The organism is Lysobacter antibioticus (genome assembly GCF_000731095.1).
In the GTDB taxonomy this organism is placed as follows: Bacteria; Pseudomonadota; Gammaproteobacteria; order Xanthomonadales; family Xanthomonadaceae; genus Lysobacter; species Lysobacter antibioticus_B.
Genome location: NZ_JMTZ01000020.1, coordinates 1 through 20,433, shown reverse-complemented (window position 1 = coordinate 20,433; position 20,433 = coordinate 1). Strand labels below are relative to the sequence as shown.

The following is a 20,433-nucleotide window of genomic DNA, read 5'->3' as shown; positions in this document are numbered from 1 at the left end:
CCGCGCCCGGCCTCGTCGCGAGCGTTCGCGCTTACTCGCAAGCGAGGGCCTCGTGACGACCGCCTCCCAGCCCGCAGCGTTCGACGGCAAGGCCTTCGTCAAGCATCTGAGCACCGCGCCGGGCGTGTATCGCATGATCGGCGCCGACGACAACGTGCTCTATGTCGGCAAGGCCGGGGCGCTGCGCAACCGCGTATCGAGTTATTTCAACGCCACGCCGAAGTCCACGCGCATCATGTCGATGCTGTCGCAGACGGTACGCATGGAGGTCACGGTCACCCGCACCGAGGCCGAGGCGCTGATCCTCGAGAACCAGCTGATCAAGTCGCTCAAGCCGCGCTACAACGTGCTGCTGCGCGACGACAAGAGTTATCCCTACGTATTGATGACCCAGGAAGCCTGGCCGCGCATCGCCATGCACCGCGGGCCGCGCGCGATCCCGGGCCGCTACTTCGGTCCTTACGCCAGCGTCGGCGCGGTGCGCGACACGCTCAACCTGATGCACAAGCTGTTCCGCCTGCGCAGCTGCGAGGACAGCGTGTTCCGCAATCGCTCGCGGCCTTGTCTGCAGCACCAGATCGGCCGTTGCAGTGCGCCCTGTGTCGGCCTGGTGCCGGCGCGCGACTATGCCGAGAGCGTGCGTCGCGCCGGGCTGCTGCTCGACGGACGCAGCGACGAGCTCACCGACGAACTCGGCCGGAGCATGGAAGAGGCGAGCATGCGCCTGGATTTCGAGGACGCCGCACGCCTGCGCGACCTCATCACCGGCATCCGCACGCTGCAGGCGCGCCAATACGTCGACGGCCGCGCCGCCGACCTCGACGTGCTCGCGGTGGCGATGCAGGGCGTCTCGGCCTGCGTGCTGCTGCTGGCGTTCCGCGATGGCCGTAACCTCGGCACGCGCGCGTTCTTTCCCAAGACCAACGGCAGCGACAACCCCGAGGAAGTGCTGGCCGCGTTCGTCTCGCAGTACTACGCCGAGCAACCGCCGCCGCGCGAGATCGTGCTCGATCGCGACCTGCCCGATCGCGAATTGCTCGAGCATGCGCTGTCGAGTTCGGGCGAGCGCCGGGTCCAGATCAAATGCAACGTGCGCGGCGAACGCGCCGGTTATCTCGACATGGCGCGGCGCAATGCCGAGCTCGCGCTCGGCACCGAACTGACCAGCCACGCCGCCCAGCTCGCACGCGCCGAGGCACTGCGCGACCTGCTCGGCATGCCGTCGCTGCCGGCCCGGATCGAGTGTTTCGACATCAGCCACACCATGGGCGAGGCCACCGTGGCCTCGTGCGTGGTGTTCGATGCCGAGGGGCCGGTACGCGGCCAGTACCGCCGCTACAACATCGCCGGCATCGTCGAGGGCGACGACTACGCCGCCATGAACCAGGCGATTTCGCGCCGGTTCCGGCGTGCGGTCGAGGAAAACGGGGTGGTGCCGGACGTGCTGCTGATCGACGGTGGCGCCGGACAGGTGGCCCAGGCCCGGTCTGCCCTGGACGAGCTGGGGGTCGAGGGGCTGATCCTGGTGGGCGTGGCCAAAGGCCCGGCCCGCCGTCCCGGCGATGAAGAACTGCTGCTCCCGGACGGCCGGGTGGTCCGCCCGGGCGCCGAATCGCCGGCCCTGCAGCTGGTCCAGCAGGTTCGCGACGAGGCGCACCGTTTCGCCATCACCGGCCATCGGGGGCGTCGCCAGAAGGCCCGCAACAGCAGTAGGCTGGAAGACATTCCCGGTATCGGACCGCGTCGGCGCGCTAATCTGTTGCGGCATTTCGGCGGTCTGGGCGGCCTGAAGGCCGCCGGGATCGAGGAAATTTCCCGGGTCGAGGGGGTCAACGAAGCCCTGGCCGAGCGCATCTACGCCGCCTTGCACGGGCTGGACGCGCCCGCCGAGGCCGCGGTTACGGGCACTATCCAAAAGGGCGCCGCTGTGGCGGCGACGGGCGGCAAGAAGCAGGGGGCCGCGGTTGCGGCACCCGATCGCAAGCGGAGTGAAGGATGAAGTTGACCATACCCACCATGCTGACTCTGGCCCGGATCGTGCTGATCCCGGTGCTGGTGGTGGTGTTTTTCCTGGACTATCCGTGGACCAACTTCGCCGCCGCGTTCATTTTCGCCTTCGCCTCGATCACCGATTGGCTCGACGGCTGGATCGCGCGCCGTTACGACCAGTACTCGGCATTCGGCGCATTCCTCGACCCGGTAGCCGACAAGCTGATGGTCGCGGTGGCGCTGCTGCTGATCGTGCAGAAGCATCCGACGGTGTGGATGACCTTGTGGGCGGCGGTCATCGTCGGCCGCGAAATCGCCGTTTCCGCGCTGCGCGAATGGATGGCCGAGCTCGGTCAGCGCGCCGCGGTGAAAGTCGCCTCGATCGGCAAGATCAAGACCATCGTGCAGATGGTCGCGCTGGTTTGCCTGCTTTATCAGGAGCGCGTGTGGGGTTTGCCGATCTTCGGCATCGGCGAATGGTTGCTTGCTGCAGCGGCCTTGCTAACTTTGTGGTCGGGACTAGCGTATTTACGCGCGGCATGGCCTATAATGCGCGAGGACGCCAACAAGCCCACGAACTGATCGTATCGGTTCGGCGCGAACGAAGCCTTGGCAGGCAACGAACGCATCGGGGACTGAATCGTTTCCAGGCATCGAAAAAAAGTAGTTGACACTTTTCTTTCGATCCCTAAAATATCGCTTCCTTCAGCGGGAATAGCTCAGTTGGTAGAGCACGACCTTGCCAAGGTCGGGGTCGCGAGTTCGAGTCTCGTTTCCCGCTCCAAATTAGAGGACCTCCGGTAACGGAGTCATCCTCAGAAACAAAACCCCGCCCGCGGGGTTTTGTTTTTTCAGGCGAAGGCTTGCAGCGATTGCAAGCCGACGCAGCCGCAGGCAGTATGCTGTGGCAAGTCACCGGCCGGGTGGCAGAGTGGTTATGCAGCGGACTGCAAATCCGCGTACGCCGGTTCAATTCCGACCTCGGCCTCCAATTCGAAAAAAACGACCAGGGCAACCTGGTCGTTTTTTTGCGCCATCGTTTCGTGCGAATCGACCGAAGCGAGAGGGTTGCGCGGCACCCGGTTCGAGGTTGCGCCGTGCTCCGTGCGCATTCGGGGTCGGTTCGATCCATTCGGGCAGTTGTGCAGGCGTGCATGCCGAGTTTGCCCGCAGGCTGCCCCGGGACCCGCGCGCATCGACGATAGCGAGTATCCGCAGTGGGCCGTTTCGCCGCGACCGCTTCGCGGATTCGACAGTCGGAGCGTCGGGATCGGATCGGGCACGCAAGCCGTCGCGACCCGATCCGCAAGCGCATTGACGACCCGTCCTGACGGCACAGTCGAGTGCGTCGCATCGCCGTTGTCCGGAGCAAGCGAAACCGTCCCCGGATGGTTCGGACAACGCTCTTGGTGTCGTGTCGCGCACGGCTGTCGTAAGCTATCGCGGTCACCGCATCCTGCCCGGATGGCGAAATCGGTAGACGCAGCAGACTTAAAATCTGCCGGGGGCAACTCCGTGCCGGTTCGATTCCGGCTCCGGGCACCATCGCGCGGTTCTGGGAAAACGTTTGGATTTGCGCTTCGGGTCCAGCGCCCCCAGCGCAGCACGCGGCCTGCCGAAAACCGCTTTCCCTGCAGGTTTTTCCCACGCCGCATCGGATATCGCGCTCGGCTCGTTCGGGCGCCGCGTGCGCGCCGATAACGGGGCGGCCGCGCCGGCCCGGCTCAAACCTTCTTCCAGAAAATGATCGTTCCGGTCAGCCCGCCGTGCGGTTTCAGGGCGTAATCGGGGATTTCGCCGGCGCGTACGTAGCCCAGCTTTTCGTAAAAGGCCGATGCGCCTTTGTCGCTGGCGGTATCGAGCACGAGCAACGAGCGTCGGTGCTCGACTGCGAGTGTTTCGACGGCGCGTATCAGCGATGAAGCCACGCCCCGGCCGCGATAGTCGCGGCACGTCATCAGTTTCGCGATCTCGCCGCGATGCGGTTGATTGGGCGGGCAATCGAGCAACAAGGTCGCCGTGCCCACCAAGCTGTCTTCATCGAAGGCGCCGAGCACGATGCGCGAGCCGAGATCGGCCGCGGCCAGCGAGTTGTGCCAGAACGCTTGGGCTTGTTCTGGCGACAGGGGATGCATGAAGCCGACCGAGCCGCCGTGGGCGACGACGTCGATCAGCAGTTCGCTCAGCATCGAGAGGATTTCGGCCGAGGACGACAGCGCTCTGATCTCCAAGGCGGGCATATCGATGGAGTGCATATCGATGGAAAGCATGCGGCTCAGCTCCTGGCCAGGACGACGAGGTAGACGCAAGGTCTCGGTGTGTCGTTGGCGAGCGTGACGTCCGACGGCGCGCCGAAGCCGAGGCAATCGCCGGCCTGCAATCGGTGGCTTTCGCCACCTTCGACGATGCTGAGCTCGCCCTTGATCACCCGGATCGCCTGGCGGATGCGGGCGTAGGACGAGGCGGGCAGGCAGACGCGCCGTCCCGCGGGCATCTCGACCTCGACGATCTCGATCGGATGGTCGGGGCGGACGAACACCTGTTTGCGCCGATAGCCGGTTTCCGGATCGCGCCAAACCGGTTGCGCGTCGGCTCGCGACAGCCGGCCGGCATCGCCTTCGGCGCGCAGCAGCAGCCCGGCCAGGGTCAGGTCGAACGCGCCGGCCAGGCGGACCAGCAAGGCCGCGGTCGGGCTGGTCTCGCCGCGCTCGATCTTGCTGATCGCAGCCTTCGACACCTCCGAACGCGCCGCCAGGTCGGCCAGGGACCAGCCGCGGGTTTCGCGCTCCAGGCGTATCCGGCGGGCCAGTTGCAGGCTCGATTCGTCCAGTAAAGTGGTCATTCGTATCTTTTACTGGACGTTCCCGTCCGGCGTCAATTGCGCTCGGCGAGAGAGGGGAGACGCGGGCCTGGCGCGCGTGGAAGTCGCCGAGAAGGCCGTGCAGCAAGGCGCTCGGCCGGTCCGGGCGGCGCCCCGACCCGGCCGCGCCGATGCGATGCGGCCGGCCGAGACCGTCGTCGCCTGGGTCAGACTCAGGATCGATTCACGTGCGGCTAACGCTTGCGGGCGCAGGCTGGCCCGTCACCACGACGCAATGTCGTATTCAGCCATTCAGGCGCAGAAGATTCTTTTCCTTCCGCATCAGCTTCGCACTCCCACGTCCGGCGAGTGCACGGTCTTGGTCGTTTATCGCGTCGCTGGAGACGGTTATGAACGATCGGCGTGACTAGCGTTTGCGGGTTCCGCATCCGGTTTTGGTGCGGCTTCGGCTGCAGCGCCGGCGCGGTACGAGCGGATCGCCGGCGCGCCGAATCGAAGAGTCAACGATCCATCAGGAAAAGCGAGGCGGCGAGGAAGATCTTCGCCGTCGTTTAGGTGCGAGCCAAGGAGTCGACGGTGCGGGACTCTAGGTCCGGCACTGCCGCAGCGGCTCGCGATGGAATCAGCCGGGCGCAACGCAACCCGTTCGCCGTGTGCCGGAGAGACCGATGCAAGAGAACGTCGAATGGTTCTATTTCACGCTGGGAAACGGCCAGAGCATCGGGCCGCTGCAACTGCGGCGAATCTGGATGGAAGCCTGCAGCTCCACCAATGTGAGCGTTCACCGCACGCATCGTCTGTTGTTGGGAAAACAGACGGCGATCTATTCCTTGCGCGCTTCGCCCAGGCTCGGCGATCTGCGCATCGTCGAGTCGCGTCTTCGCCGGCTGCTGGACGATTCCAGGCTCAGCAGTGTCTTAACTTTCGTGTCGCATTGAGGTTTTCATGCAGCTTATGTTCGATATCGCCGTTGGCAAATGCGAATCCATCGACCAATCGTCGGTGACGGTTCGCCTCGACAGCGCCATCGTCAGTCGTCTTATCCCCGGCCGTGCCTGGAGCCGCTCCGGCACCAGCATCCTTAAAATCAGCCTGCGCCTGTGCAGCGAGCGCAGGCCGCCCAAGGTCGGCAGCGAGACCTTCCTGCAGCGCGAGGCCTTGTTGCGCAATCCGCTCGCCAGCCTCGATTTGCTCGGCGACGGCGAGTTCACCCCGGTCAGGCTGCGCGCGCTCGGCACCGATACCGATCCGCAGTTGCCCGAGGCGGCGCCCGTCCGCGGCAAGGCCGACCGCGCACCCTCGCGTCCGCGCAAGGATTCCTGACCCGGCACGGCATGGCATAGCCCTTCTGTGGGCGGCTCAGGGCGCTGGTCTCAAGCGTGGCTGCGCCCGAATTCAGTCAATTCAGCGTTTGCTGCGACGCAGCATGTATGTGACCGATTTGGCACATACGCTCGTGAAGCGACCGGTCGGGTCGCCAGCCAATACCTGAAGCCAAAACCTGAAGGGCATGAGCCAATGAAGTCGTCATTTCGTATCGCCTTGCTGTGCGGCGCGGTGCTTTCCGCGCTCGGTGTTTCCTCCGCCGCGGTCGCCGGCGGCAGGCCGGACCTCGTCCTGGCCGGGCTGAAGGCCGGCCGTGCGCACCAACCGGGAGAGCTCCTGGTGAAATACCGCGACGGCAGCAATGCCGTACAGCAAGCTTCGGCCCGTCAGGCGTTCGGACTGCAAAAGCTCGACACCCTGCGTGGCGGCAATTCCTCGCGCGGTGAGCTCGCCCTGATGCGGGTGCCGGCCGGACGCGATCTGGCCGCGACCCTGTACGAACTCGGCAAGAACCCGAGCGTCGAATACGCGGAACCGAACTGGCAGTACGAACATCAGGCCAGCTCGAACGACACCTATTACACCAACGGTTCCCTGTGGGGCATGTACGGCTCCGGATCGAGCCCGGCGAACGCATACGGCTCGCAGGCCGCGGTGGCCTGGGCCGGCGGCCACACCGATTGCAGCAACGTCGTCGTCGGCATCATCGACGAAGGCTATATGTATTCGCATCCGGACTTGGCCGCCAACGCCTGGACCAACCCCTACGATCCGGTCGACGGCGTCGACAACGACGGCAACGGCTATATCGACGACGTGCGCGGCTGGGACTTCGAAGGCAACGACAATCAGGTCTTCGACGGCGCGGGCGACGATCACGGCACCCATGTGGCCGGCACCATCGCCGGTGCGGGCGGCAACGGCCAGGGCGTGGCCGGCGTGTGCTGGAGCGGCGTCAAGCTGATCAGCGGCAAGTTCCTCGGCCGCCGCAGCGGCACCACCGCGAATGCGATCAAGGCCATCGACTACTTCAACGACCTGAAGTCGCGTCATGGCCTGAACATCGTCGCGACCAACAACTCCTGGGGTGGCGGGCCGTTCTCGCAGGCGCTTCAGGATGCGATCGGCCGCGCCAACACCGCCGGCATCCTGTTCGTGGTCGCCGCCGGCAATGCCGGCGTCAATTGCGAAACCTCCGATTGTTATCCGGCCGAGTACCCGAACCCGAACGTGTTGTCGGTAACGGCGTTGCGTTCGAACGGCACGCAGATCTACAGCTACGGCTCGACCACGATCGATATCGGCGCGCCGGGCTACGGCATCTGGTCGACCGTGCCGGTGTCGTCGAAGGGCAACGTCATACCCAGCTATGCGAGCTACAACGGCACCTCGATGGCGACGCCGCACGTGACCGGTGCGGTGGCCTTGTATGCGTCCTCGCATCCGGGCGCGACCGCGGCCGACATCAAGAGCGCGATCATGAGTTCGGCGATCGCCACGCCCTCGCTGAGCGGCAAGACGGTGAGCGGCGGGCGTCTCAACGCCAGCGGCTTCTGAGGCCGCGCTAAAGACCGATCGTAAAAGACCGGCCGTAAAAGAACAGGCCCCGGGAAACCGGGGCCTGTTCGTTGTTGCGTCGGGTGAGGGTCAGTTTTGCGCCGGCGTGTTCTCGGCGAAGTACTCGTGGCTGTCGGCGTTGTCGAGCGCGTTGGTCGGGTTGCTGATCGCGAGGTTCTTCGCGCCGGCCTGGCCGTAGACGTGATCGTCGGTGCCGGCGACGGCATCGAAGTGGCTCATCTCGTGGATCAGGGTGCCGGCCTTGGAGTCGGTGCCGGTCAGCGACGCGGACCAGAACGCGCGGCAGACGTAGATCTCGTAAGGCTGGTTCGGATAGACGTAGGCGTAGTACTTCTGGTTGCAGCCGCAGTTGACGGTGATGGCGCCGTTGCTCTGGTCCATGGCGGCGTCGATGGCGACGAAGTGCTGGCTGGCGGTGCCGTAGCGTTGCGAGGTGTAGGCGCCGAACCAGGTGGTGTAGCGCGGGCCCACGGTGCCGGCGCCGAGATAGCTCTTGGCATTTTCCGAATAACCGCGCGCGGCGGTGATGGCGCTGCCGATGGTGTCGATCTGGGTCGCGCTGCAGCTCTTGTAGGACACGCCGTTGACGACGCTGCTGCCGCCGCCACCGGGCTTGCCCTGACCGCTGACCTCGCCCTTGCCGTTGACCCACAGGCTCAGCGGAGCGCTCTTGGCGACCAGCGGCAGGCCGTTGTCCTGGCGCAGCAGTTTGCCGTCGGATAGCGAAGCGAATTGCAGCGGCGAATCCAGGGCGACCACGTATTGGCCGCTTTGCGAGAAGTCGTAGGCCTTGGACAGGTCGACGACGCTGCGCAGGGTTTCGCCGGCGCGCAGGATCGTGAAGTCGGCTGCATCGGGCAGGCCGCGCTTGATCATGGGGCCGTTATAGGAAACCGCTACGCCGTCGCGGCTGATCTCGAACAACTTGGATTCGGCGAGATTCGAAGGCAGTTGCCATGTGGGCACGCGAGCGGTGTGACGGCTGGTGTTGGTGACGGTGACTTCGACCTGGCCGCCGAAGTGTCCGTTCTGATCGGCGAGCGCCATCAAACCGATGCGCAAAGGATTGTTCTTTTCGTGTGGCGGGGCGGCGGTGACGGAGGCGATCGCGCCGGCGAGAACGACGCTGCCCGCGACGGCGGACATGAGACTGATTTTCATTCAAAAATCCCCGAGAAAATGAACGGCAAAGTCCGCGAGGGCGGACACGTCCACGTAACCAGAATGTCGCCCTGAATGCATTGTGCGACGCATCACGCTTTAATCGGTCGAGGTTAAGGCGTGCGGCGGATACTGCGGTGGAAGAGCCGGCAAAAACGTATGCTCGGCGCCTTCATCCGGACTTCACGCACGATCACGACGAGGTGTTTGCCATGCGGTACATGAAGCGAGCGGGTATGGCCCTGTTGCTGGGTTTGAGCCTGGCGGGGGCCGCGCAAGCACAGACGGTCGGTTACAACATCCGCACCGGCGACGTCTGGGTCGATACGCGGCTCGGTGAGATCAACGACTACGGTCGTCGCTATCGCGAGCCCTTCATCCACGAGATCAGCGGTTATTACGGCGCACCGCGTTCGCTGATCGACGAGTTGCTCGATCGCCGCGGCTGGGCCCCCGGCGATGTTTACTACGCATGCGCGATCGCGCGTGCGCTCGGCGTGCCGTGTCTGAACGTCGTGCGCGAATACGATCGCAACCCCGGCCAGGGTTGGGGTGCGGTGGCCAAGCGGATGGGCATCAAGCCCGGTTCGCCGGCCTTCCATGCGCTCAAGCGCGGCGCCATCGGCACCTACGACCGCTGGGGCTATCCGATCACCGTCAATCAGTCGGTGCACGTGGATTGGGCCCAGCACGGGCCGGGCAAGGGCAAAGGCAAGAGCAACGGCCATCCCGGCGGCAAGAAGAGCGGAGCCGGCCCCTCGCATTACGACCACCAGAGTTCGAAAGGAAACGGACGCGGCAACTCCGACAAGGGCGGTGGCCATGGCAAGGGGCAGGGTGGCGACAAAGGCCACGGCGGCGGCAAGGGCCAGGGCAAAGGAAAGGACAAGGGTCACGGCTGAGTCGGGCCGGTAAGAAACGGACCCGAGGCGTCAGCCTCGGGTTTCGTTCAATGCAACCGGCAAAGACTGTGCCAGTGGCTAAGATTTTTCGGGTTTAAGGCTCGGCTCGCGAGCCAGGCGCGAGCCGAAGCGCCGCGCCGAGGTCATCGCCGCAATACGCGATCGCAGTTCCCGATTGATCGAACGCAGACGCAGCCGCAACGGCATGCGCGTCCGAACGCAGCGCGATACCTCCCCGCTTCTTGCAAATAGACGCCGACGGCCCGCGCCGTCGCGGCGCCTGCGACGCCGACCGGCGATTCTGTCCCGGTCGCGATGCAGGCAGGCCGGGGAAGCTGCTTCATTCGCGGTCGACGCCAGGAATCTCGCATTCGACAGGGAAGTCGGCATCGAATGCGATGCTTCCGGCGCGCCGCAGGTCCAGGGACGACCGTCGGGATCGCCGGTCTGCTTCATCACGACATTCCACCCAACGCAGGATGCGGCATGTCGCCGCGTGTTCCTGTGCGGCACGACGGGGGCGTCTCGCGCAGCCGTCGTTTCATCGGCGCTCTTAAAAGGATATTCATGCGCTCCATTCTGCTTTCCAGCCTGGCCCTGTCGGCCGCGATGTTCAGTGCCAGCTCGCTGGCTTGCGACACCGTCGTCACCTCGGCCAATCCGCATATCACCGCGCCCGGAAAATACTGCCTGGCCGGGAATCTTGGCGTCCCCATCGTCATCACCGGCGAAGACATCGAGTTCGATTGCAAGGGACGCACTCTGGCCAATCCCGACCCGAACCCCAACGGCGCCGCCGCCATTACCGTCGACTCCTGGTCCAGGGTGACGGTACGCAACTGCCGCATCGAAGGCTATTCGCTCGGCATCCACCTGCGCACGCGATCGGGCGATCAACTGCTCAATAACACCGTGGTGCGTCCCTACGATGCGGGCATCGTGATCTTCGGCGACAGCCCGCCGGACGGTACAGGGGCGCGTGTGGTCGGCAATCGCGTCATCGATTACGGCAACCCGAACATCTCGCCGTGGCGCGAGGCCATCCAGATCACGATGGCGCCGCGCACCGTCGTCACCAACAACGTGATCGCCGGCTACAGCGGCGGCGGCCTGCTCGTCGACCGCTCGGCCGACGTGCAGGCGACCGGCAACCAGTTCCTCGATTTCCCGGACAATACGCAGCGGATCATCGAACTGCGCCAGTCGCCGCGGGCGCGGTTGGTGCACAACTCGATCATGCTGCGGACGCGTTCGGGCGTGCAGGGGCTGATCGGCGGCAGCAGTGCGACCTGCATCGAGAACGTCGCCATCAACACCGCGCATTCGGGCTTCTCCGAGTGCGCGGTCACCCGCTACAACGTCGAAGAGCCATCGCCGTTCATGCCGTAAGCCCGTGCTGAAACGCCGGCGCTGCGTTCGCAGCGCCGGCGTTCTTGCGCATGCGGCCCGCTTTCTCCAGAAGCGCACCAGCCAGCCATCGCAGCGGCGGGTTTCAGCGCTCCGCACATGGCGTCGCCATCGCAGCCTTGCTAGGCTTTGCGCATCCATCTAAGCCTGGGCCGCTGCGGCAGCGGGCGTGCGCGTCGCCAGGAGTCCGTCTCGATGTCCATCCTCGTTACCGGCAGTGCCGGCCATCTCGGTGAAGGCCTGATGCGCCGTCTGCGCGCGCAATCGCGCGACGCCGTCGGCATCGACATCAAGGCCTCCGCGTTCACCGGCCAGGTCGGTTCGATCGCCGATCGCGGTTTCGTCCGGCGCGCCATGCAAGGCGTGCGCGCGGTGGTGCACACCGCGACCCTGCACAAGCCGCACGTCGCCACCCACCGCTACCAGGATTTCGTCGACACCAACGTCACCGGCACCCTGGTGCTGCTCGAGGAAGCGGTCGCGGCCGGCGTCGAATCCTTCGTTTTCACCAGTACCACCAGCGCGTTCGGCGCGGCCTTGAAGCCGGTGCCCGGCGGCCCGGCCACCTGGATCACCGAAGCGGTGACGCCGGTGCCCAAGAACATCTACGGCACCACCAAGATCGCCGCCGAAGGCCTGTGCGAGCTGTTTCATCGCAAGCACGAGTTGCCGGTGCTGGTGTTGCGGACCTCGCGCTTCTTTCCCGAGGACGACGACGATGCCTCGGTGCGCGACGTCTACGCGCCGGCCAACGTCCAGGCCAACGAATTGCTGTATCGCCGCGCCGACATCGAGGACATCGTCGACGCGCATCTGCGGGCGGTCGAACGCGCGCCGGCCCTGGGCTTCGGCCGTTACATCGTGTCGGCGACTGCGCCGTTCGGTCGCGACGATCTGCTCGCCTTGCGTCAGGACGCCGCCGCGGTGGTGGAGCGGCTGTTCCCGGATTGCCGCGAGTTGTACGCGGCCAAGGGCTGGCGGCTGTTTCCGCAGCTCGACCGGGTCTACGTCAACGAACTGGCCCGCCGCGACCTGGGGTGGGAACCGCGTTACGGTTTCGCCTACGTGCTCGATTGCCTGCGCGCCGGCATGGATTTCCGCAGCGCGCTCGCCCACGAGGTCGGCGTGAAGGGCTATCACGACCGCGTGTTCGAGGGCATGCCGTATCCGGTGGCTTGAAGCGGAGCGGACCGCGCTGAGGTGGCCGCAAGCGCGGGGTAGCAGCGGCGCGAGCGGTGAGAGCGGCATTGCGCGCGGCCGCGGAGGTACCTGGGCCGGAAGTTCACGGTCGCGACTTGCCTCGCTCCTACTCAAAAGCAGGGGCGGATCGTGGACGCAGAGCAGGGCTGGAGCGGTGTCGGCACGCGGCGATGACTGCTGCATCCGTTCTCGCAGCGCAGCAAGATGCGTCGCGGCCATCGTCTTTCGCCGCCTAACCGGTCTCGTTTCCGCGCCGTGTCGGGCCTGGAATAGGGAAAACCGCCGTCAGCTGGCTAGAATGCAGATCATCGCGATCGGAGCTTTGCGGCGGGTACGTCCGGTCGCCGACGCTCCGGCCGCCGTCGATTGGACGCAGCGCCGAGGAGTAGACGAGATGGCGATCGATTCTGGCCGGCCCCTGCCGCACCCGCCTGTAACCCGCCGCACCGCTGCGGCCCCGCGCCTGCGATCGCAGGCCGCCTCATCCATGCCGCGCCCGGCGTCGCCGGCCGGGACCGTTTGCGCTTTATGAGCTGGACCGCACTGATCTGCCTGGGGGCCAGCGACGGCCCGCGTGTCGAGAATCTGCTGTTGTCGGCGGCGCAGCTGCTGACCGAGTTCGACGATGCCGCCGATGCAACCGCCTTGTGCGCATGCTCGGAACTGTACGGCGACCGCCATCGCGTCCATCGCGGCGGCGCCACGGTCAACCTGATGCTGGCGATGAAGGTCGCGCCGCGCTGGTCGATCGAAATCATGGAGCGTCGTTTCAAACAGATCGAGGCGGCGTTCGGACGCGAGCGCGATCCGCAACGCGCCCTGCCGGTGCCCTTGGATATCGACCTGGTCGGCAGGATCGACGGCGAGGTGCAGTGGCAGGATCGCTACGACCCGGCCCGGCCGTATCTGTTCCATGGCCTGCATCAGTTGGCGTTGCCATCGTTGCGCAAGGCGCTGGATGCCGTCGCCTTGCAGCGCGGCTTCCGCCCCGAACACAATGCGATGGGTTTCTATTCCTTGGCCGGAGCGGATTTCGTCGAACGTTTCCTGCACGCCCAGGCCGAGCCAGCCACCGCCGCCAAGGAGGCCAGCTGATGTCCGAACGCATCACTCTCGTTACCGGCGCTTCGCAACGCATCGGCCGGGCCATCGTCGAGGCCTGCCTGCAACGCGGCGAGCAGGTCGTCGCCCATCGCCGCCGCGCCGCTTCGACGCCGGCGCCGTACTCGGCGCCGGTGCACGAATGGAGCTGGGACATGACCGAGCCGCTGCAGGTCTTGCCGCCGGTGGAGGTGACCGACCTGGTCCTCAATGCCTCCCTGTTCGAGCGCGGCCATGCCTGGGGCGACCTCGGCGCCGGCGATACCGACGAGGAGCGCGAGCGCCTGGAGCGGCATCTGCGGGTCAACCTGATCGCGCCCTGGGAACTGGTGATCGGTCTGCACCAGCGGCATCCGCTGCGCTCGGTGGTGGTGATGCTCGACACCTATCTCGATCGCTCCTTCGCCGGTCATGCGGCCTATCAGGTCAGCCGCGCGGCCGGTGCCGGCATGGTGCGTGCGCTCGCCGCCGAGCTCGCGCCAACCCGTGTCAATGCGGTCGCCCCGGGCACCGTGCTGCCGTCGGCGCGCGACCCGGCCGAACGCGCCGAACAGGAAGACGCGATCGCCGCGCGCACCGTGCTCGGTCGCATCGGCACGGTCGAGGCCGTGGTCGAGGCGGTGTTGTATCTGCGCGATGCCAGCTACAGCACCGGCGAAATTCTGCGCATCGACGGCGGCCGCTTCAAACTCTGAGCGCGGCGAACGCCGAGTGCGGCCTGCGCCGGTCGGCGTTGCAAGGGCGCGACAGGCCGGTCCATGGATGGGCTCGTGGCGGCGGCGGGCGCTGCCCATAATCGGCGCATTGCCATCGCCAACTCGCCAGGGAAGACCGCATGAGCGCCACCCACAGCCACGACTACGACGCGGTCATCGCGACCCTGGCGGATTATTTCGACGGTCTGTACTACAGCGACACCGCCCGATTACGTCGCGCCATGCATCCGCAGGCGCATTACGTCTGTGCGACCGACGGCAGTTTGTTGAAGCTCGACATGGAGGCGTATTGGGCGGTCGTCGAGCAACGCGCATCGCCGGCCAGCCAGGGCGCCGCACGCGAGGATAAAATCGTCTCGATCGAATTCGCCGGCCCGGTGACCGCGTTCGCGCGGGTCGAATGCGCGATCCCGCCGAAGCGCTTCACCGATCTGCTGACCCTGATCAAGCTCGACGGCCGCTGGCAGATCATCTCGAAGGTGTTTCACTACGAACTCGACGCCGCCTGATCGGGCGGCAGCGCCGCGGCCTCGCTGTGGCGACGCGCGTCGGATGCGCTCGCGGATGCCCGGAGCGCGCAACGCGCTCCGGGGATGGGTTTCGAGTAGCGTTTGGCTCAGGAATGTGCGGCCAGTTGCGCCACGCGGCGCCCGATCTGCGCCTGCGCGGCCTCGGCGTTCTCTTTCGCGCGCTGCCACGCCGATCGCGCCGCGTCTTCGGCCTGTTCCCAGTTCAATACCGAGCCGAGACGGATGCGTTGATAGCGGGCCCTCAAGTCCAGGCGGGGATCGTCGAAGTCGCGGTCCGGATGTTCGAGGTGGGCGGCGATGCCGACGTAGAACGCAGGTGCGTAATCGCTGAAACGCAGGCCGTCGCGATAGAAGCCGGCGCTGCGGAACTGACTCGCCCAGTAGCTCAAGCCGGGCGTGGTCGGGGCGGGGCGGCCTTGCAGGGTGCTCGTCATCACACAGGCTCCGCTCTGGGAACCCCCTGTGGGGCGAATCTTGCCCGATCCCGGCGTTAGTCTTTCGTGTACGGAACGTTCAATCCCCGCTGTCGGAGGCGGGGCGGCCGGGTTCGAGCCGGGGTGGGCCGGGTCCCGTACCCCGGGCCCCGACCCCGAGGCTGGCCACTGCCCTGGCGCCGGTCATCGGAAGCCGCCTGCGGCGGCCCGCTTGCGCATTCAGGGCCGGGCGAGCAGGGTATGCTGGTAGCCGCCGCACCCCCGGGCGGTACTCGTCTCGATGATCCAGGCCGCTGGGAGCGTGCGTGACTGGAATTGCCGACACCTCATTCGACCCGGTTCGAGCGACCGAGCATCTGCGGTTCGTGCGCCGCATCTACCAGATGCGCACCCTCGGCCTGGGGACGGGGTTCTTCGCCGTCGCGGGGGTCTTGTACGAACACGATGCCAGCGCCTGGGTCTGGGCGCTGCTGTTCGCCAACGGTTATCTGTGGCCGCCGCTGGCCTACCTGGTCGCCTCGCGCAGCGTCGACCCCGAATACGCCGAGTACCGTAACTTGGTGATCGATTCGGCCCTCGGCGGGATCTGGATCGCGGTCATGCATTTCAACGTCGTGCCGAGCGCGCTGCTGGCCGTGATGCTGTCGGCCGACAAGATCAGCGTCGGCGGCTGGCGTTTCTTCGTGCGCACCGCGACCGCGCAGCTGTTCACCTGCGCCACGGTGTGGGCGCTGCTGGGCTTTCCGTTCGCGCCGGACAGCTCGATGCCGGTGATCCTGGCCAGCCTGCCTTTCATGTTCGTCTATCCCATGGCGATCAGCAGCGCGGCCTACGGCCTGGCGCGTAAGGTCGTGCGCCAGAACAAGCAACTCGACCAGCTCAGCCGTACCGATCCGCTGACCGGCCTGCAAAACCGCCTGCATTGGGACGATTCGGCCACCGCGACCATGACCTACTGCGCGCGCTCCTCGAAGGGCGCGGCCTTGATCCTGATCGACATCGACCGCTTCAAGGAGATCAACGACTTCCACGGCCACCTGGTCGGCGATGCGGTGTTGCGGCGCGTCGCCGGCACCTTGCACGAGGTGGTGCGCCTGACCGACACCGCCAGCCGCATCGGCGGCGACGAGTTCGCCCTCATCCTCATGGACACCGGCCTCGATGCGGCGGTGGCGATCGCCGAACGCATCCGCAATGCGGTCGAGGACGCGCGCTTCGACGAAGCGCCGGCCTTGCGCTGCACGGTCAGCGTCGGTGTCGCGACGACCGGGCCGAAGACCATCAGCGCGGCCATGTGGATGCGCCATACCGACAGCGCGCTGTATCGCGCCAAGGAGCTCGGGCGCAATGCGGTGGTGGTCGCCGAGGATTGAGATGAGCGGGGAACGCGCGCCGGTGATGTGGACACGCTGGACGCCGGGCCCGGGCTGGGCCGGCTTCGACGCGCACCGGGCGCTGTCGGACGCGATCTGGAGCGGGCTGTCCGAGGTCGACGGCGTTTGGCAGTACATGAACTTCAGCCAGGACCACTCGATCTGGGAACACCGCGCCGACGGCAGCGAGATCGTGATCCAGTACCGCGGCGAGCGCATCGACAGCCTGCATTCCAGCGCGGGCGAGGCGCAGGCTTACCTGCGCGCGGCGTTGGCGCCGTTCGGCCTGATCGCGCAGGAAGGCCCGGCGCCTTAGCCGAAGTCGCCCAGGGCCCCGTGGGCGGAGCGATCCGAGCGTTTTTACCGGCGCCCGGGAACGCGACCGAGCGCACCGGTTTGCCAGTCCGGAAAGCGGGTCTCTAGAATCCAGGACCGGACCGCCACCACGGCGGTGAACCTAGGGCAGGGCATGACGCAGTACGAAGGCAGCATCGCGCAAACGCGCATCGGCGTGATCGGTCTGGGCTACGTCGGCCTGCCGCTGGCCCTGGAGTTCGGCAAGCGCTACGACACCATCGGTTACGACACCAATGCCGTGCGCGTGGCCCAGCTCAGCGTCGGCGAAGACCACCACCGCGAAAACGACGCCGACGAGATCGCCGCATCGACGCATCTGCGCTTCACCGCCAGCGCCGCGGACCTGACCGATCGCGATGTCTACGTGGTCACGGTGCCGACCCCGATCGACGAGCACAAGCGCCCCGACTTCACGCCGCTGATCGAGGCCAGCCGCGGCATCGGAGGCTTGCTCAAGCCCGGCGACACGGTGATCTACGAGTCGACGGTCTACCCCGGCGCGACCGAGGAGATCTGCGTTCCCGAGCTCGAACGCGCCTCGTCGCTGCGTTTCAACGTCGACTTCTTCGTCGGCTACAGCCCCGAACGCATCAATCCCGGCGACCGTAAGCGCCGCCTGGTCGATATTCCCAAGGTGACTTCGGGCTCGACGCCGCAGACCGCCGAGCGCGTCGACGCGCTGTACCGCAGCATCATCCCGGCCGGCACCCACCTGGCCTCCAGCCTGCGCGTGGCCGAGGCCGCCAAGGTCATCGAGAACACCCAGCGCGATGCCAACATCGCCCTGATCAACGAGTTCGCGCTGATCTTCCAGAAGCTCGGCATCGACACCACCGAGGTGCTGGAGGCGGCCGGCAGCAAGTGGAATTTCCTGCCGTTCCGGCCCGGCCTGGTCGGCGGCCACTGCATCGGCGTCGACCCGTACTACTTGATCCAGAAGGCGCAAAGCGCGGGCTACTACCCCGACATCCTGCTGGCCTGCCGGCGCATCAACGACGCCATGGGCAGCCACATCGCCTCCGACATCGTCAAGCTGATGATCCAGCGCGGCGTGGCCCTGGCCGGTTCGCGCATCCTGATCCTCGGCATCACCTTCAAGGAGAACTGCGCCGACCTGCGCAACACCCGCGTGGTCGATCTGGCGCGCGAGCTCGGCGAGTACCGGGCCCAGGTACAGATCCACGACCCCTGGGCCAACGCCGAGGAGGCGCGGCGCGAGTACGGCGTAGAGATGATCGGCACGCCGGAGGCCGGGGCCTTCGATGCGGTCGTCGTCGCGGTCGCCCACGAGGAGTTCCGCGCCCTTGGCTCGGCCGGCGCGCGCGCCTATGGCCGCCCGGGCGCCTTGCTGTACGACATCAAGAGCCTGTATCCGCGCATCGAGGTCGATGCACGGCTTTGATCGGTCACCGGGCGCGCCTGCCCGCGGGTCTGGGGGCCGGTAGTGGCGCGGCGTGTTTAGGCTGAGCGCTCATCCGCCCTGCCTCGTACAGCGATTGCACACGCGCAGGGTTATGCTCGCCCTCAGCTCGTGAACTGATCCGATCGCCATGCGCTATGCCGCTTATGTCGCCAGCCTGCTCCTGACCCTGATCTCGGTGGTGTTGGTGTTCCTGCACCACGCCGATTGGTTGTGGGGTGTCGGCCTGTTCGGCGCGCTCGCCGCGCTCGGCACCTGGGACTTGTTGCAGACCCGCAGCACCTTGCGTCGCAACTATCCGGTGCTGGCGCATTTTCGCTATGGCCTGGAATCGATCGGCCCGGAGATGCGCCAGTACTTCATCGAGGCCGACACCGCCGAGGTGCCGTTCTCGCGTCAGCAGCGTGCCCTGGTCTACCAGCGCGCCAAGTCGGTCAACGACGTGCGCCCGTTCGGCAGCCAGCAGGACGTCTACGGCGTGGACTACGAATGGATCAACCATTCGATGGCGCCCACCGCGCACGTCTCGCACGACTTCCGCATCGTCATCGGCGAGAACACCGCGCATCCGTACTCGGCCAGCGTGTTCAACATCTCGGCGATGAGCTTCGGATCGCTGTCGGCGAACGCGATCCGCGCTCTGAACCGCGGCGCCAAGCTCGGCGGCTTCTATCACGACACCGGCGAAGGCTCGATCTCGCCGTATCACCGCGAGAACGGCGGCGACCTGGTCTGGGAGATCGGCTCGGGTTACTTCGGCTGTCGCGACGAACGCGGGCTGTTCAACGAAGAACGCTTCGCCAGCAACGCCGGCGACCCGCAGGTCAAGATGATCGAGATCAAGCTCTCGCAGGGCGCCAAGCCGGGCCACGGCGGCGTGCTGCCGGCGGCCAAGGTCAGCGCCGAGATCTCGGCCACGCGCGGCGTGCCGATGGGGCAGGACTGCGTATCGCCCGCCGCGCACACCGCCTTCGACTCGCCGCAGGGCCTGCTGCATTTTGTCGCCCGCCTGCGCGAACTGTCGGGCGGCAAGCCGACCGGCTTCAAGCTGGCGATCGGCCATCCCTGGGAGTGGTTCGGCATCGCCAAGGCCATGCACGATACCGGGGTGTTGCCGGACTTCATCGTCGTCGACGGCGCCGAGGGCGGCACCGGCGCCGCGCCGGCGGAATTCATCGATCACGTCGGCGTGCCGATGCACGAGGCCTTGATGCTGGTCCACAACACCCTGGTCGGCCTGGAGCTGCGCGACAAGATCCGCATCGGCGCAGCCGGCCGCATCACCAGCGCCTTCGACATCGCCCGCACCCTGGCGATGGGCGCGGACTGGTGCAACGCCGGGCGCGGCTATATGTTCGCCCTGGGCTGCATCCAGGCGCAGAGTTGCCACACCGACCGTTGTCCGACCGGCGTCGCGACCCAGGACCCGAGCCGTTGGCGCAAGCTCGACGTGCCGGACAAGGCCACTCGGGTATTCCACTTCCACGACAACACCCTCAAGGCCTTGCGCGATTTGCTGTGCGCAGCGGGCTTGAGCCATCCGGCCGAGATCGGGCCCGAACACATCCTGCGTCGCGTCTCGCCGACCGAAGTGCGTTCGCTCGGTGCGCTGTACAACTTCCTTGCGCCCGGCGACTTGTTGGGCAAGATTCCTGCGCATGCGGTGTTCCAGTCGTTCTGGGCGAACGCGCGCAGCGATTCGTTCGCGGCGCCGGATCGGTTGTTGGCGATGCGGGGCAGCAAGTCGTTTTGAGAGGCGGTGCGGATTTCCCGACTGTAGGAGCGGCGTGAGCCGCGACCAGGGGATGCGCTGAGGCAGCAAGGCTGATGCTCTCTATCGAAGGGGCGTCCTGCCGCGAGGGTAGGAGCGGCGCAAGCCGCGACCGCGCTGCGATGGTCTTGCGCCGCATCGATCAATCGAGCGAGCTCAGGGGCAGACGCTAAGAGCTTCTGGCAACAAAGCGACTGGTCACCTTTTTTGTCTGACAGATCTGCGAGCGAAGTCGTTGCTGTTGCCGTTGTCGTGAAAGCTTGGCGCAGCAATGAGCTCGCGAGACCGATAGAGACCCGTAGGGCGGCGCACAGGACGTGCGCCGTTTTTCGATAGGACAAGGATGT

At 66.3% G+C, this 20,433-nt stretch carries 18 protein-coding genes, 3 tRNA genes and 1 pseudogene; 18 read left to right on the top strand and 4 right to left on the bottom strand.

Annotation, left to right across the window (positions count from 1 at the left end; all coding sequences use genetic code 11):
- Positions 1 to 52: 52 nt before the first annotated feature.
- From uvrC to EX88_RS0107815, 5 genes and pseudogenes are all read left to right on the top strand, one after another.
- A pseudogene (gene uvrC / locus EX88_RS0107835) lies at positions 53 to 1,894 on the top strand (excinuclease ABC subunit UvrC); the annotation flags it as partial.
- Between the two features lie 101 nt (positions 1,895 to 1,995).
- Positions 1,996 to 2,571 (top strand): CDP-diacylglycerol--glycerol-3-phosphate 3-phosphatidyltransferase, encoded by a 576-nt coding sequence (gene pgsA / locus EX88_RS0107830; protein ID WP_031371443.1) that lies wholly within the window; start codon positions 1,996 to 1,998, stop codon positions 2,569 to 2,571.
- 126 nt (positions 2,572 to 2,697) lie between these two features.
- Positions 2,698 to 2,773: transfer RNA gene (locus EX88_RS0107825), tRNA-Gly, on the top strand.
- Between the two features lie 133 nt (positions 2,774 to 2,906).
- Positions 2,907 to 2,980 (top strand) — tRNA-Cys (locus tag EX88_RS0107820).
- A 467-nt stretch (positions 2,981 to 3,447) separates the two neighbouring features.
- Positions 3,448 to 3,534, top strand: a tRNA-Leu gene (locus EX88_RS0107815).
- 179 nt (positions 3,535 to 3,713) lie between these two features.
- Here EX88_RS0107815 and EX88_RS0107810 read toward each other — a convergent pair.
- Together EX88_RS0107810 and EX88_RS0107805 are read right to left on the bottom strand one after the other, a co-directional pair.
- Positions 3,714 to 4,259, bottom strand: a complete 546-nt coding sequence (locus EX88_RS0107810; RefSeq protein WP_200875816.1) for a GNAT family N-acetyltransferase — start codon at positions 4,257 to 4,259, stop codon at positions 3,714 to 3,716.
- 5 nt (positions 4,260 to 4,264) lie between these two features.
- The gene (locus EX88_RS0107805; protein ID WP_031371441.1) at positions 4,265 to 4,831 is read right to left on the bottom strand and encodes a helix-turn-helix domain-containing protein; all 567 of its coding nucleotides are present in this window, start codon (positions 4,829 to 4,831) and stop codon (positions 4,265 to 4,267) included.
- Positions 4,832 to 5,478: 647 nt separating this feature from the next.
- Between EX88_RS0107805 and EX88_RS0107800 the strand changes: the two genes are divergently transcribed.
- From EX88_RS0107800 to EX88_RS0107790, 3 genes are all read left to right on the top strand, one after another.
- Positions 5,479 to 5,748 (top strand): hypothetical protein, encoded by a 270-nt coding sequence (locus EX88_RS0107800; RefSeq protein WP_031371440.1) that lies wholly within the window; start codon positions 5,479 to 5,481, stop codon positions 5,746 to 5,748.
- A gap of 7 nt (positions 5,749 to 5,755) precedes the next feature.
- Positions 5,756 to 6,133: a hypothetical protein gene (locus tag EX88_RS0107795; RefSeq protein ID WP_152566162.1), complete on the top strand. Its 378-nt coding sequence runs from the start codon at positions 5,756 to 5,758 to the stop codon at positions 6,131 to 6,133.
- 195 nt (positions 6,134 to 6,328) lie between these two features.
- Positions 6,329 to 7,693 (top strand): S8 family peptidase, encoded by a 1,365-nt coding sequence (locus EX88_RS0107790; protein WP_031371438.1) that lies wholly within the window; start codon positions 6,329 to 6,331, stop codon positions 7,691 to 7,693.
- A gap of 90 nt (positions 7,694 to 7,783) precedes the next feature.
- On the opposite strand, the gene EX88_RS0107785 is transcribed toward EX88_RS0107790, so the two are convergent.
- Positions 7,784 to 8,875, bottom strand: a complete 1,092-nt coding sequence (locus EX88_RS0107785) for a M35 family metallo-endopeptidase (RefSeq protein ID WP_031371437.1) — start codon at positions 8,873 to 8,875, stop codon at positions 7,784 to 7,786.
- A 236-nt stretch (positions 8,876 to 9,111) separates the two neighbouring features.
- Here EX88_RS0107785 and EX88_RS24405 point away from each other — a divergent pair, with 236 nt between their 5' ends.
- The 6 genes from EX88_RS24405 to EX88_RS0107755 all read left to right on the top strand — a co-directional run bounded on the left by EX88_RS24405 (position 9,112) and on the right by EX88_RS0107755 (position 14,710).
- The gene (locus EX88_RS24405) at positions 9,112 to 9,777 is read left to right on the top strand and encodes a hypothetical protein (protein WP_051884708.1); all 666 of its coding nucleotides are present in this window, start codon (positions 9,112 to 9,114) and stop codon (positions 9,775 to 9,777) included.
- A 567-nt stretch (positions 9,778 to 10,344) separates the two neighbouring features.
- The gene (locus EX88_RS0107775; protein ID WP_031371435.1) at positions 10,345 to 11,166 is read left to right on the top strand and encodes a right-handed parallel beta-helix repeat-containing protein; all 822 of its coding nucleotides are present in this window, start codon (positions 10,345 to 10,347) and stop codon (positions 11,164 to 11,166) included.
- A 213-nt stretch (positions 11,167 to 11,379) separates the two neighbouring features.
- Complete coding sequence (locus EX88_RS0107770; protein WP_031371434.1) at positions 11,380 to 12,363, top strand: NAD-dependent epimerase/dehydratase family protein; 984 nt, start codon at positions 11,380 to 11,382, stop codon at positions 12,361 to 12,363.
- A gap of 549 nt (positions 12,364 to 12,912) precedes the next feature.
- Positions 12,913 to 13,479, top strand: coding sequence for a 2-amino-4-hydroxy-6-hydroxymethyldihydropteridine diphosphokinase (locus EX88_RS26480; protein ID WP_031371433.1), 567 nt, complete (start codon positions 12,913 to 12,915; stop codon positions 13,477 to 13,479).
- Positions 13,479 to 14,180, top strand: coding sequence for an SDR family oxidoreductase (locus EX88_RS26475; RefSeq protein ID WP_031371432.1), 702 nt, complete (start codon positions 13,479 to 13,481; stop codon positions 14,178 to 14,180). Before EX88_RS26480 ends, EX88_RS26475 begins: the two co-directional genes overlap by 1 nt.
- Positions 14,181 to 14,320: 140 nt before the next feature.
- Positions 14,321 to 14,710, top strand: a complete 390-nt coding sequence (locus EX88_RS0107755) for a nuclear transport factor 2 family protein (RefSeq protein ID WP_031371431.1) — start codon at positions 14,321 to 14,323, stop codon at positions 14,708 to 14,710.
- A gap of 107 nt (positions 14,711 to 14,817) precedes the next feature.
- On the opposite strand, the gene EX88_RS0107750 is transcribed toward EX88_RS0107755, so the two are convergent.
- Positions 14,818 to 15,165 carry a hypothetical protein gene (locus EX88_RS0107750; protein ID WP_031371430.1) on the bottom strand — a complete coding sequence of 116 codons (348 nt, stop codon included), beginning with the start codon at positions 15,163 to 15,165 and terminating at the stop codon, positions 14,818 to 14,820.
- A 305-nt stretch (positions 15,166 to 15,470) separates the two neighbouring features.
- On the opposite strand from EX88_RS0107750, the gene EX88_RS0107745 reads away from it, so the two are divergent.
- The 4 genes from EX88_RS0107745 (at position 15,471) to EX88_RS0107730 (ending at position 20,068) form a co-directional block, all read left to right on the top strand.
- On the top strand, positions 15,471 to 16,538 hold the full coding sequence (locus tag EX88_RS0107745; RefSeq protein ID WP_152566161.1) for a diguanylate cyclase: 1,068 nt from the start codon (positions 15,471 to 15,473) through the stop codon (positions 16,536 to 16,538).
- A 1-nt stretch (position 16,539) separates the two neighbouring features.
- Entirely contained in the window at positions 16,540 to 16,854 is a 315-nt protein-coding gene (locus EX88_RS0107740; RefSeq protein ID WP_031371428.1) for a hypothetical protein, read from the top strand.
- A 153-nt stretch (positions 16,855 to 17,007) separates the two neighbouring features.
- On the top strand, positions 17,008 to 18,297 hold the full coding sequence (locus EX88_RS0107735; RefSeq protein ID WP_031371427.1) for a nucleotide sugar dehydrogenase: 1,290 nt from the start codon (positions 17,008 to 17,010) through the stop codon (positions 18,295 to 18,297).
- Between the two features lie 148 nt (positions 18,298 to 18,445).
- Entirely contained in the window at positions 18,446 to 20,068 is a 1,623-nt protein-coding gene (locus tag EX88_RS0107730; protein ID WP_031371426.1) for an FMN-binding glutamate synthase family protein, read from the top strand.
- Positions 20,069 to 20,433: the final 365 nt, after the last annotated feature.